The sequence below is a fragment of the Oceanobacillus alkalisoli genome (genome assembly GCF_022213125.1).
GTDB lineage: Bacteria > Bacillota > Bacilli > Bacillales > Amphibacillaceae > Oceanobacillus > Oceanobacillus alkalisoli.
In genome coordinates, this window is record NZ_JAKNRA010000002.1 from 231,288 (window position 1) to 244,104 (window position 12,817).

The 12,817-nt window shown below is 38.7% G+C and carries 15 protein-coding genes; 3 read left to right on the plus strand and 12 right to left on the minus strand.

The window, feature by feature from the left end; all coding sequences use genetic code 11:
• Positions 1 to 36: 36 nt before the first annotated feature.
• Positions 37 to 1,056, minus strand: coding sequence for a DNA polymerase III subunit delta (gene holA / locus L3V42_RS05795; protein ID WP_235760957.1), 1,020 nt, complete (start codon positions 1,054 to 1,056; stop codon positions 37 to 39).
• A 768-nt stretch (positions 1,057 to 1,824) separates the two neighbouring features.
• Here holA and L3V42_RS05800 point away from each other — a divergent pair.
• Positions 1,825 to 1,959 carry a YqzM family protein gene (locus tag L3V42_RS05800; RefSeq protein ID WP_238471526.1) on the plus strand — a complete coding sequence of 45 codons (135 nt, stop codon included), beginning with the start codon at positions 1,825 to 1,827 and terminating at the stop codon, positions 1,957 to 1,959.
• 46 nt (positions 1,960 to 2,005) lie between these two features.
• Here the strand turns inward: L3V42_RS05800 and L3V42_RS05805 are convergent, their stop codons facing one another.
• The 11 genes from L3V42_RS05805 to L3V42_RS05855 form a co-directional block, all read right to left on the minus strand.
• Positions 2,006 to 4,291, minus strand: a complete 2,286-nt coding sequence (locus tag L3V42_RS05805; protein WP_235760958.1) for a DNA internalization-related competence protein ComEC/Rec2 — start codon at positions 4,289 to 4,291, stop codon at positions 2,006 to 2,008.
• A 91-nt stretch (positions 4,292 to 4,382) separates the two neighbouring features.
• The gene (locus tag L3V42_RS05810) at positions 4,383 to 4,943 is read right to left on the minus strand and encodes a ComE operon protein 2 (protein ID WP_235760959.1); all 561 of its coding nucleotides are present in this window, start codon (positions 4,941 to 4,943) and stop codon (positions 4,383 to 4,385) included.
• 68 nt (positions 4,944 to 5,011) lie between these two features.
• Complete coding sequence (locus L3V42_RS05815; protein ID WP_235760960.1) at positions 5,012 to 5,617, minus strand: helix-hairpin-helix domain-containing protein; 606 nt, start codon at positions 5,615 to 5,617, stop codon at positions 5,012 to 5,014.
• Between the two features lie 122 nt (positions 5,618 to 5,739).
• Positions 5,740 to 6,492, minus strand: coding sequence for a class I SAM-dependent DNA methyltransferase (locus tag L3V42_RS05820; protein ID WP_238471527.1), 753 nt, complete (start codon positions 6,490 to 6,492; stop codon positions 5,740 to 5,742).
• A 2-nt stretch (positions 6,493 to 6,494) separates the two neighbouring features.
• Positions 6,495 to 6,851 (minus strand): ribosome silencing factor, encoded by a 357-nt coding sequence (gene rsfS / locus L3V42_RS05825; RefSeq protein ID WP_235760962.1) that lies wholly within the window; start codon positions 6,849 to 6,851, stop codon positions 6,495 to 6,497.
• On the minus strand, positions 6,805 to 7,428 hold the full coding sequence (gene yqeK / locus L3V42_RS05830) for a bis(5'-nucleosyl)-tetraphosphatase (symmetrical) YqeK (protein ID WP_235760963.1): 624 nt from the start codon (positions 7,426 to 7,428) through the stop codon (positions 6,805 to 6,807). Before yqeK ends, rsfS begins: the two co-directional genes overlap by 47 nt.
• Complete coding sequence (locus L3V42_RS05835; RefSeq protein WP_235760964.1) at positions 7,406 to 7,984, minus strand: nicotinate-nucleotide adenylyltransferase; 579 nt, start codon at positions 7,982 to 7,984, stop codon at positions 7,406 to 7,408. Before L3V42_RS05835 ends, yqeK begins: the two co-directional genes overlap by 23 nt.
• A gap of 16 nt (positions 7,985 to 8,000) precedes the next feature.
• The gene (gene yhbY, locus L3V42_RS05840) at positions 8,001 to 8,291 is read right to left on the minus strand and encodes a ribosome assembly RNA-binding protein YhbY (RefSeq protein ID WP_235760965.1); all 291 of its coding nucleotides are present in this window, start codon (positions 8,289 to 8,291) and stop codon (positions 8,001 to 8,003) included.
• A gap of 1 nt (position 8,292) precedes the next feature.
• Positions 8,293 to 9,135, minus strand: coding sequence for a shikimate dehydrogenase (aroE, locus tag L3V42_RS05845; protein WP_235760966.1), 843 nt, complete (start codon positions 9,133 to 9,135; stop codon positions 8,293 to 8,295).
• A 12-nt stretch (positions 9,136 to 9,147) separates the two neighbouring features.
• Positions 9,148 to 10,248 carry a ribosome biogenesis GTPase YqeH gene (gene yqeH / locus L3V42_RS05850; protein WP_235760967.1) on the minus strand — a complete coding sequence of 367 codons (1,101 nt, stop codon included), beginning with the start codon at positions 10,246 to 10,248 and terminating at the stop codon, positions 9,148 to 9,150.
• A complete protein-coding gene (locus tag L3V42_RS05855; protein ID WP_235760968.1) occupies positions 10,249 to 10,767 on the minus strand; it encodes a YqeG family HAD IIIA-type phosphatase in 519 nt (172 codons plus the stop codon).
• Between the two features lie 1,004 nt (positions 10,768 to 11,771).
• Here L3V42_RS05855 and L3V42_RS05860 point away from each other — a divergent pair.
• Complete coding sequence (locus L3V42_RS05860; protein ID WP_235760969.1) at positions 11,772 to 11,912, plus strand: sporulation histidine kinase inhibitor Sda; 141 nt, start codon at positions 11,772 to 11,774, stop codon at positions 11,910 to 11,912.
• A 159-nt stretch (positions 11,913 to 12,071) separates the two neighbouring features.
• Positions 12,072 to 12,788 (plus strand): RNA polymerase sporulation sigma factor SigK, encoded by a 717-nt coding sequence (sigK, locus tag L3V42_RS05865; RefSeq protein WP_235760970.1) that lies wholly within the window; start codon positions 12,072 to 12,074, stop codon positions 12,786 to 12,788.
• The last annotated feature ends 29 nt before the right edge of the window (positions 12,789 to 12,817 follow it).

Consider the following 12,817-nt stretch of genomic DNA (forward strand, 5'->3'; position numbering starts at 1 on the left):
AACGTCTGTAAAACTTCCACTGATTGAAGTTTCACTTTATGCCGCCTCTATTAAATCATATAACATTAATTCAAATGCTAATTCTTTTCCCATTTTACCTTGTTTAATCGCCGCATCGGTATCTGCGAGCTGGATGATGATGCGTTCCAACTTATCAACTGAGAATTGTCGCTCACGGTTTAGAGCAATTTTTACGACATAGGGGTGGACTCCTAGTTGTTTTTGCATCTGGTACTGGCTATAGCCCTGCTGCTTTAATAGCTTTACCCGCAGGATCGAACGGAATTGGAACGCAATTAAACCGATCATCGCAATCGGCTCTTCCTTCATCTTTAATAGATCTTTAAAAATCCGAATAGCTTTCTGTAAATCCTTTTCAATTACCGCATCGACTAAGCGTAAAGCCGAACTTGTCGTCGTATGGGAAACGAGATCTTCGGCAATTTTTTTCGTCACTTCCCCATTCGGTCCGACAAATAGAGCAAGCTTCTGCAGTTCATTTTCTAATTGATGCAGATTGTTGGATAGTTCAGCCTCCATTATTTCATAGGCTTCATCGTTAATTGTTACGTGTAGTTGCTTGGCGACAGAATTAACCCATTGTCTCAAGTCGTTATCTTTTATTGGATTACAAACCGCAACGGTTGCATGCTTTTTCAGCAGTTTACTTATTTTCTTTCTTTCATCAATTTTTTCATATGGAGCTATAATGACGAGCACCGAATAATCAACAGGTGCTGATAAGTAACGTTCAAGTGCCAGCAGTTCATGCTCAAAAGCTAGCTTATCAGGCTTCGCTTTTAAGAAGACTGGATTCTCGGCGATAACCAATTTTCGGTCACTGAAAAATGGATACGTTTCCGCATCACTTACAGCCGCCTCTATTGGTACTTCCTCTAGATCATAAACAGCTAAACTATCCTCATCATTTGCTGCGACTTTTTCAATTAATTGCTGTTTCAATTGTTGTAGAAAAAAACTTTCCGAACCATACAAAAAGTAAATTGGTGCGATTTGTTTTTTCTTAATTTGTTTTAATACATCCATATATGACATGCAGAACCACTCCAGTTATGTATGTTGCTAATCTTGATTGTATCATAACAATGAAGCACAATATATCGAAGAACTAAATTTCCATTATAAAATTATTGCTTTCATACAGCGTAAGTGTTTTGCACGTTCTCATGGTTCGCTCTCTAATCGCCGTTCAGTTGCCCAGTGGACGGATGCGCATCCTTAGGCACTGCTAGAGCTCCTAGAGCTGAGCACTAAGGGGTCTCGAGACTCGTGCTATTCCCGCAGGAGTCACCGTCCACTGGGCAACTGAACTGGTTAGATGGTTATTTTAAATAGAAATTATTCCGCCACGATAAGAAGCATACTTTTTCCAGAACATTAAACAGTGATTCAAATTTGGCCTTTCCTGGTAGCAGTCCAGACACCTCGAGACTCCTGCGGGAGGCCGGCTAAGAACGGTCACGTCCTGTGACCAATGCCGGCATTAGAACTTCCTGTTCGGAGGTAGGCCTGGCAAGACCCCTTCGTGCTCAGCGCGAGGAGGCTTGACGTTCGCTCAGCAGGTGCGAGAGGTGTCTGGACTGCGGACCTCCAGTAGAAAGTTTCTAAGTTTGACACACTTACGCTGTATGAAAGCTTTTGTGGTCGATTTTATTTATAACGGTAGAATTCACCCTATTTCAGTGCTTGATAAGGTTGAATTGCTTTAATTATTTAGGCGCAAATATTGGTCAACTTTATATTACAAGTGGATTTTTTGTTATATATATCTTATACTAGTGATGGATGATAGGAGGGGTAATGATGAACGAATTTGAAAATAATCCGCAATCTAAAAACAATGACGTCATCGATTCAGGGTTTGGTTTTGTGTTTTCATTTTTATTCTTTTTCCTAATTTTTACGATTGGGGTCGTATTTAACGTTATTGGTAACTAAACATAATAGTATTTCAGAAAGAGACTGAATAACACCAGTCTCTTTTTTAATTGGGTAAAAAGGTTTCGAACCACGCCACGTCCCCTTCGAAAATAAATTGCACTGCCCCGTGCTCGTCTGTTCGAAAAATCCGGATACCAAGCTCTTCCAATGTTTCAATCACTTCTTTTGTCGGGTGTCCATATGAATTATTTCTTCCGACTGAAATAAAGGCATCTTTACTCTGAAGCGATTGTAAAAATACTGGGGCAGAAGATGTATTGCTGCCGTGATGGGCAATTTTTATAATATCTGCTTGAACTTGATAGTTTTTCATCATTTCTAATTCTTCTTCCTTGCTTATGTCCCCTGTAAACAACCAGCTCCGTCCGCCGATTTTTGTATAAAGTACTAATGAGTTTTCGTTTGCACGTTGTTTATCCTTGACCGGCGAGAGAACTGTAAAAAGCTGCCCGTAAATATCAACGACCTCTCCAGCTTGTACACGTTGCACGGGAACTTGATTTTCCATAAGCTTTCGCGATAAATCTGCTCGAAACTCATAATAATCACTAACATAAACTTCTTTCACGACACCGTCAAAAGCCATAAATTCTAGACTGCCGAAATGATCGAGATCTTCATGGGTAATAAATAATGCATCAATCTCATGAATGCCGCGAGAGCGCATGTAAGGTTTAATGATTCGTTCATATACGGACGAGGAAGGCTCCATATCTTCAAAGGTGAATTTCGCACCAGCATCAACCATAATAACGCCCTCCCGATATGGCAATTCAATGATAAAAGCATCCCCCTGACCAATATCCAACATCGTCACAGTTCCTTTCGCAGAATAATAAGGAAGTGCTGCATAGCCAACTAATAAAAGAGTAAGCAGGGTAAATCCGAGAAAGGCTTTTTTCAATCGTCCCCACTCTATATAAACGAGGCTAATCACGAAACAAGCATAATAACATATGAAAAATGAAACAGACAATTCAGATACATAGAGCGGATAATTAAAATGCTGATCTACCCATTCGATAAATAGAAGTGCTTTATGATGGATACCAATAAATAATATATCAAACGCATGCAATATAGATTCCGGCAGAAAGGAAAATAATAAAAAGAAAAACATAAACGGGATGACAAAAATAGAAAAGTAAGGGATAATCACAAGGTTCAATAGAATCGATAGCGGTTGAAATAGAGAAAAATAATGAAGTTGAATCGGTAGGATAACCATCTGAGAAATAAAACTGATGATCAATACTTGATAGAAGGAAGAAGAGACACGAGATAACCAATTTCGCGTAAGAATTATCCCAAATGTGACGAGGAAAGAGAATTGAAATCCAATATGATAAATCATAAATCGGTCGAAGAGGAGCAAAAGTAGAAAGACAATGCTAATAACATCAAGTGGAGAAACAAGTATCTTCATCCTTCGTAAAATAATGAATAGGACAACCATTGCACTCGCACGTAACACAGATGGTTCACCACCAGCAAGCACTGCATAAAGTGGCAGGAATAATAAAACGACTAGCCCCGCCTTCTCCTTCGTCATTGCTGTTGTTTTGATAAGTAAAACGTAAATAAGTCCAACAACGATTCCGATGTGAAGACCAGATATAGCGAGTATATGGGATAATCCCCAGTCTTGGAATAGTCGGATGACGGATTGGTCAAGCAAAGAATCATCACCTAATACAAGTGCATTCACCCAGGCTGCCGTGTAATCACTAATGCTATCCGGAGCCTGTTGTGTTAAAAGCTGGCGCAGATAAATAAATCGGTGCAAGAAAGACGCCCCGTCACATTCGATATCAGTTAAGTTATTAACAATGATCTGTTTCGCTATATCTTTCTTTAGCAGAAATTGTCTGTAATCGAATTCACCGGGATTGCTTGCACCTTCCGGGTATTCCGTTTCACCATGAACGACACAGCTAGCACCATACTTCAATGAAATGGTCTCATGCGGGTTAGTTTCTAGCTCGTCAGGAAAATAAATGACCATTACTTTATCAGTTGTAATATGATCTTCTACTACAAGTTCTATTTTGTTCTCTTGAATAATGGGTGCTTGAATAATTTTCCCTTGTAAAATTGATGACTCATTGGAGTATACCTTTGAAGATACTTCTGATTCTATCGGAGGAAAATAATGATAGAAGAAAAGGAAGGAAATAAGTGATAGTAATAACGGTAATATTTTCAGCCGTTGACTTGCAAATAAATAAGCCAACCAGATAAAAATAACGATAAACAAGTTCCACTCAAGCAGTACAGAAATCCCAGCGACTAACGCTGATAATGCTACAATATGCCAGTAACCTTTCATTTTACTATCTCCTTTTAGAAACAGCCCAAATTCCTTTTCTGCTTAAGGATTTGGACCGTTCATAATAAAAGGGAAAAACCGTATAGACCTGTTAACCTAGAAATAAGCGTTCTACTTCTTTTTTGAACTGGTATACTTCTTTGTCTTCTTCATTTTCAGCTAATTTTGCATGTATTTTTTCAATGAGTTCTTGTTTTTCTTTGTACTGCGTATCAAACGTAAGATAGTCCAAAGCAACCTTCACCGTCTTTACACCCGTTTCATTAAATAGTTCAATCGCATATGGATGGTTTCGATAATCCTCTGCGTAATAAACGGTCCGGATACCGCTTTGAATCAACTGCTTACAGCATTGCAAGCAAGGAAAATGTGTCACATAAACATCAGCCCCTTCAGTCGGAACACCGAATTTCGCACATTGTAAAAGCGCATTCGCTTCCGCATGCACGGTTCTTACACAGTGCCCGTCAATGACATAACAACCCTCATCAGCACAGTGCACGCTTCCTGATACACTGCCATTATAACCTCCAGCAATAATTCGCTTATCACGTACAATCGTTGCTCCGACCATAAGTCGTTCACATGTACTTCTTAAAGCTAATAAATGGCTTTGCGCCATAAAATATTGATCCCATGAAATTCTTTCCAATGTTAACCCCCCAAACTATTTCTCTTACTCTAGTTTAACCGTCAACTCCATTTTCCGTCAATCTATCTTCATGGAACTTGAATTTGATCGATGAAACTATCTAACGTCTTTTCACCGATTCCGGAAATGTCCAAGAGATCCTCTGCACGCTGAAATAAGCCATTTTCTTCTCGGTATTCAATAATCGCTTGGGCTTTTGCCGGGCCAATCCCATTTAATGATTCAATTTCGTCTTGGGTAGCATAATTAATGCGAACTTTCCCATCGGTCCCTGCATCTGCGGAACTTGAAGTATTTGCTGCGGCTTCTTCTCCTTGCTTCGATACAATAATCGACATTTCATCATGGACTTTTTGAGCAAGATTAATAAGCTGAATATCTGCTTCTTCTGTAAAACCTCCAGCGATTTCAATGACATCATTCACACGGGAATCCGCACTTATTTCATAGACACCAGGTTGCTTCACTTCTCCTTTAATATCAACAATTACATTTTCAAAAGATGCTTCCTGATCCTCTTCCGGCGCAATCGTTTCCTCCATATTTTCCATTGCCGCATGAAGATTATTGTGATTACTCTCTTCTTTTACAGGTTTTCCCGTTATGATAAAAAACAACAGGATAGCTAATCCGATTCCCGCAAGAAATATTATTTTCTTCTTGCCATCTGACATAGTGGGTCACATCCTTAGAGGGGAAAAATTCAGGTGGAATAATTAGTTTGGGGGACTTACTACATAGGATTCGACATCGATTGATAAATTCCTGCTCATCGAAAAGAACCGAGATAATTGATTTATCTCGGTCCTTTCGTTGCAGAAAAGAAAATTCTCGCTGTATCGTCATCGATATTTTCATCATTTACTTCAAAATCGGCATACACTTTTACATTTTCGAAGCCGATTCGCTGTAAAATTTCTTTGTAAAATTTTATAGAAAATGTCCGTTGGTGATGCTCTTCATCAAATCGTTCATATTTTCCATCCTGCAAATAATAAAAAGTTAAGTCGTGATACATTTCCCCAACTTCTTCACCTGGAATACAAAACCAAATGTAGGATACTTCATCCGTCACTTCCGCAAATGTTTCATTTACATAGAAGTCCATAATAAAAGGTAAGTGATGAACATCAAAGAGAAACAAGCCACCACGCTTCAACATATCAAATACATGTTGAAACGTTTGGCTGATATCCGCTGGTTCCGTTATATAATTGATGACATCACAATAGCTGATTGCTAGATCATAACCCGTTAGCCCTGAAAGCTCCCTGATATCTTGGTGTAACCAATCAATCGTAATCATATTTGTGCTTGACTTATGCTCAGCATAAGAGAGCATTTCTGCGGAATAGTCAACGCCAACCATTTCATAGCCTTTCGTTGCAAGTCGAGTCGTTATTTCTCCTGTCCCACAGCCGAGATCGGCAATCCGCTTCACATCGATGTCAGAAGAACGAATGATTTCTTCTGTAAAATCCACCCATTTGTCGTATGGTGCATGATTCATTAAATGGTCATATATTTCCGCCATCCGTCCATATGCCATTCTTAACCCTCTTGTCCAATATGAAGCGGAACCTCCGTGGCATCTCCCCATAATCGTTCTAAATTATAGTAGCCACGCTCATCTTTATGGAACACATGGCAGACAATATCGCCGAGATCAATCAGTATCCAGCGCGCCTGCTCAAACCCTTCCATCCGGTTAACTTCAATATTTTGTTCATCCATTGCATCCTTAATCCCCCGTGCAATCGCCTGTACTTGGCGCTCTGTGTTTCCGTGGCAAATAAGGAAATAATCAGCGACTAATGATACTTGATTCATATCTAGCGCTATAATATTTTCTGCTCGCTTATCATCGCAAGCTTCCGCGACCATCTGCACGATTTCTTTCAAATCCATTCCATAATCCCTCCGTTTGAATTATTCTCGTTAAATCATTATATGCGTGAAACGAATCCGGGTGGATTGTCACTCTCTTCTCGATCAGATAATTTAACGTATTTCTTGCTACAAACCAACATGCATAATTTAAATTTTGTTCACTTGCTGCGCGAACTTCCTCAATGCCTGGTATATCTCTTCCAGGCTCAATATAATCTGCCAGATAAACAATTTTTTCCATGTTCGTCATTCCAGCTCGTCCTGTTGTATGGTGCCGAATGGCTCCGAGAATATCAGGATCCTTGATGCTGTACTTCTTTTCCATTACGTGCGACGCAACTGGGCCATGCCACAGCTCCGAGTGGTAAGTTAATAAATCAGCAGTTAAATGATGATGGATAATATAAGTTTTCAAATCTTCCACAGGCCAATTTTTAGCGTAATCATGGAGCGCTGCCGCAAGCTTAGCCTTTTCGGTGGATTCCTTAAACCGTTCGGCTAATGCTTCACTCGTTTCAATCACACGTAACGTATGTTCAAATCTTGAAGTCTTTAATTCGTGTTTAACTAATTCAATTGCTTCCTTTATCTCCATATAACCGTTCTCCTCTAATATACGCATATACACGCTCTGGTACGAGATAATTCACAGAACGATTATTCTGCAGCCGTTTCCGAATCTCTGTTGAAGAGATATCAATCAACGGAATATTTACAGTAAATATATCATATTCGGTTTCCAGTTCATAACCGGAACGTTTCACACCAACAAATGGCACAAGTTTAACAAGTTCATCTATATCTTGCCATTTCGGGAGGTATTCCACCATATCAGCTCCGATAATAAAATAAAATTCGTGATTCGGATGCAAGGTGGCTAATTCCTTCATCGTATCAATGGTGTATGATTTACCCGATCGTTTAATTTCAATTGTATTTATTTTAAAATGCGGATTCGTTTCGATTGCTAGTTCAGTCATCCGAATACGGTCATCTACTCCCGTTTTTGCACTATCTTTATGAGGAGGCGTATAGGTTGGAATAAACCATACCTCATCCAATTCAAGTGCTAGCCGCACCTCTTCCGCTATGATTAAATGGCCCAAATGCGGTGGATCGAATGTTCCTCCTAGAATACCTATCCTTTTCATTTTACAATTCATCCTTTTAAGGCAGCTTGATTTGTTTATTTTCTGTTGATTCTTTATAAAGGATAATATTATTGCCAATGATTTGCACGAGTTCTGCATCAGCACCTTGAACTAATTTATCCGCAACTGTTGTTTTGTCCTCAAGACAATTTTGCAGTACACTGACCTTAATCAACTCTCTTTTTTCTAAAACGTCTATAATCTGTTCAATCATATTATCATTTACCCCAGTTTTACCAACTTGGAAAATTGGTTTTAAATGATGGGCTTCCGCGCGTAAAAATCTTTTTTGTTTTCCTGTTAACATATTATCTTCCTTCCAATACAGCTAATAATTCGTGTTCCATTTCTATTACCTCTGGACGTTTTCCTGTCCAAATTTCAAACGCATATTGTGCCTGATAGAGCAGCATCGTATGACCTAAAAGTATCCTTGCTCCAAGTCGCTCTGCATCTTGCAGAATTTGGGTTTTAATCGGTTGATAAACGATATCACTCATAATGGCGCCTGATTTCAACTGTTTTAATTGGACAATCGGCTTTAAATCCACACTTTTCATCCCCATTGATGTCGTTTGGATTATTAAATCGTATTCTTTCAATACCTTGCTAGCTTCTTCGATTGTAAAAATATTTGTCTTACTTTTATCTTTACCCAACTTTGCAATATCTTCCGCTTTTTCCTTCGTCCGATTTGCAATATCAATCTGAGTAACCCCAAATTTCGTCAGGGCATAATAGATACCCCGGGAAGCTCCACCTGCACCGAGAATCATGACTTTCCTATCCAATTGTTCAAAAAAGGTAGGATAAGCACTCTCAAGGGACCGCACATAACCTATCCCGTCTGTATTATAACCGATCCACCTTTCATCCACACGTACGACCGTGTTCACTGCCTGCATTTCTTTTGCAATATCATCCAACTCATCCAGAAAAGGAATGATTTTCTCTTTATATGGTACTGTTACATTAAAACCGTCTAATTCTTTTTCTTTTAATTCCATTACCTTCTGTTCAAAATCATCTTCTGGAGTAATTTCGAATAGACGGTATTCCCCCTGTAACTGCGCTTTCTGTAATAATCGTTCATGTATCCAAGGTGATAAGGAATGCTGAATTGGATACCCGATTAGCCCTAACTTGTACAATGATCCTTCCCCCTATATTAATGAATTTCTAACACCTGCGGAAACTCCCTTCGGACTATGAACAACAACTGTAGTCTCTTCCCCGTTCACTGTTACCCAACCAAGTCCAGGAAATACAATATCCTTTTTACCCCCTGAAATTTTAAAAGAATGCTCCGTAAACGAAGGTAAGAGTTCGATACTCTCCTCTGTTGGTGGCGATAATAAACCGCCGAGATGTGATTCATATAATTCATCGGCTTTTTCTAACTTTGTCCGGTGAATCTCCAGCTCATTTGCGAAATAACAAATAAAAGCTTGCCTCTCTCCTTTTACAAAATCAAGTCTTGCCAAACCGCCAAAGAACAACGTTTGTCCAGCGTTTAACTGAAAACCCCGCGACTTAATTTCTTTTCTCGGTGTAACAACCTTTAAATCTTCTGGTGCAAGATAATGCGCTATCTGTTGTTTATTCACAATACCAGGTGTATCAATCAACGAAGCTGTATCGTCTAACGGAATTTGAATAAATCCTAACGTCGTTCCCGGAAAATAAGATGTCGTTATTACATCTTTATGACCTGTTGACTGTTTAATGAGCGTATTGATGAATGTTGATTTCCCGACATTCGTCGTCCCGACCACATAGACATCTTCACCATTCCGTTCGTATTCAATTGCTTCCTTCAATTCGTCAATTCCTGTCCCTTTAACAGAAGAAATTAAAAATACATCCCGAACTTTAATTCCGGCATCCTTTGCTTCCTTCTTCAACCATTGGATAAGTTTATTCGGATTTGTTGATTTAGGCAGTAAATCCAATTTATTGCCTACTAGTATAATTGGATTGTTACCGGTAATCCTTGGCAAGCTCTCAATGAGGCTGCCATGCACATCAAATATATCAATCATGTGAACGATTAGTCCTTCCGACTCTCGAATAGAGCTGACCATTTTTAAAAAGTCGTCATCTGTCATCGGTACATCTTGCGTCTCATTATAATGCTTCAACCGGAAGCAGCGCTGGCATAATACTACATCTTTTTCTAGAGCAGCCGCGGGAGCATAACCGATTTTTTCTTTATCCTCTGTTTGAATTTGCGCCCCGCAACCTTCACAATAAATTTTTTTCACTTATTCGTCCTCCCAGCTGATTTTTCCTTTAGAACGGAAATAGTTTAATATCATTCTTTCAATTCTCCGATTAAATTGTGTGATTTTCGCATCAGACTGGACAATCGGAACGACTAACATCGTATAAAAACCAGCTGAATTCCCGCCGAGTACATCTGTTAATAGCTGGTCACCAATCACAACGATTTCTTCTTTTTTAAGATTCATTTCCCTTGCGACCCTGTTAAAAGCTTTCCGTAACGGTTTCCTTGCACTGTAAACATATGGAGTACCGAGCGGATCAGAAAATGCTTTGACCCGGTCGAGATTATTATTAGATAAAATTGTAACTTTAATATCATGTTCTTTCATTTGTTCAAACCATTTCACGACCTCAGGAGTTGCATCTCTTACATCCCATGCAACCAATGTGTTATCAAGGTCCGTAATGATTCCTTTGATTCCTCGAGTTTTTAACTTTTCCGGTTGGATATCAAAGATACTTTTTACATGTTCATTCGGTAAAAACCTATTAAGCACCGCTTACACCTCATTATTCATCTTTCCATAGTTTTATCCCGGTGGAACCATCCGTAAAACTCTCACCTCAAAACTTTAGGGTCTTCGAGAAAGTTTAGGTGGGAGATAACGGACGCTATCACCCTGATTCGTTCAACTAACAATCAGTGGGGAATGAAGAAAAACACCTACTGATTGAAGTTTCACTTTATCTTACCCTATAATAGCGTAATTAGGGTGAAAGATAAACTAACTACTGGTGTAAACTTCTATTTCATTCCAATTACTCCCCCTACGCTCGACTAATTGCTCGAATCTGTGATACGATTTTTATAATTACCTAAACCTTCATACCGGAAACTTAAAGCAAACTAACCGAACAAATAATTGCTTTCATAACAGCGTAAGTGATTTGCGCATTCCCTAGACTGGAGCTCTAATCGCCGTTCAGTTGCCCGGTGTCTGGACTGCGGGCCCCCAGGAGAAAGTTTCGGGATTTGGCACACTTACGCTGGATGAAAGCAATTCGTAGCTTGTGATAGTGTTGTGGCTTGTTGGTTCAGGCTGTGTGGGTTGCGTGATAAACAAAACTTATCCATTATCAAGCTAAAGGAACTCTGTTTTTCAAGGCGGAGCTTTTGGATCAGATAAAATATCTAACACCGCAATATTAATTTTTGAAAATCAGTAATTAGTCAGTATGCCAGATAAACCCGGCTCAAAGTTGCGCCGGGTCTGTTTTTTTATGAGAAAAATAGAATTATATTCATTTCCACAGCATTTTATACCTGTATTTTACCGATTTATTTAAAAAATCGTTCGACATAAACTGACAATTTAAAAATTGGGGATAACCTTATTCACTAAAAAAATCCCTTTACCACAACATCTTTATCAATAAATAACGAATTATGCACAAGTTATCTACATTTCCCTGTAGATAACTTGTGTCTTGTCCTCGTTTTTGAAACATGGTAAATTATTAGTTGAACATTCTCATGACGATAATTTTGGGGGATTGTAATATGGAAAATTTATCCGATGAATTGCTTGTAGAATCATATATAAAAGCACGTAAGTTGAATCTTAGTCAAGATTTTCTGTCACTGATCAAGAAAGAAATTGATAAGAGAAGTCTTACCAACAAGATTAAACAACAACGTTAATAGAAAAAAAACCATCTAATCCACCCCTGTTTTGTCGATTTTTTCCTAAATCATGAAAACTTTAATGGACATACACTATTTACCCCTGCAAGACATACATTTTAACTATAGGCTACCGCCTAATTGGAAGTGAAGACATTATTGTGGGGGTGTATGTCCTTGTCTGGAATTTTATCTGTTCTTGCCGTGATTATGAAAGAAGCAATGTTTTTCGTTTCTTATATAAAGAACCATGCCTTTCCGCAACCGCTTTCCTCTAAAGAGGAAAAGGAATATATTAAAGCAATGCTTGAAGGAGATGGTGAAGCGAGAAACAAATTGATTGAACACAATCTGCGTTTAGTTGCCCATATTGTTAAAAAGTTCGATAATACCGGCGAAGACACGGAAGATTTAATTTCGATTGGAACAATAGGTCTCATTAAAGGTGTAGAAAGTTTTTCAGTGGATAAAGGTACAAAATTAGCAACGTATGCTGCACGGTGTATTGAAAATGAAATCCTTATGCATCTTCGCGCTTTGAAAAAAGTAAAAAAAGACGTCTCTCTTCACGATCCCATTGGCCAGGATAAAGAAGGCAATGAAATCAGCCTCATTGATATTTTAGAAGCTGAAAATGAAAATATTATCGAATATATCCAATTGAACATGGAAATCGATAAGATGCAGAACTTTTTCCAAGTTCTCGATGAACGAGAGAGAGAGGTAATCATCTATCGTTACGGATTACATGATAAAAATGAAATGACCCAGCGGGAAATCGCAAAAAAATTAAACATATCAAGAAGCTACGTTTCCCGCATTGAGAAACGTGCTTTGATGAAAGTTTTTCATGAATATTACCGACAAGAAAGAAGTAAACAAAGAGAGGAATAAAATAATAAAGACAGAGAGATTCCCGCTTC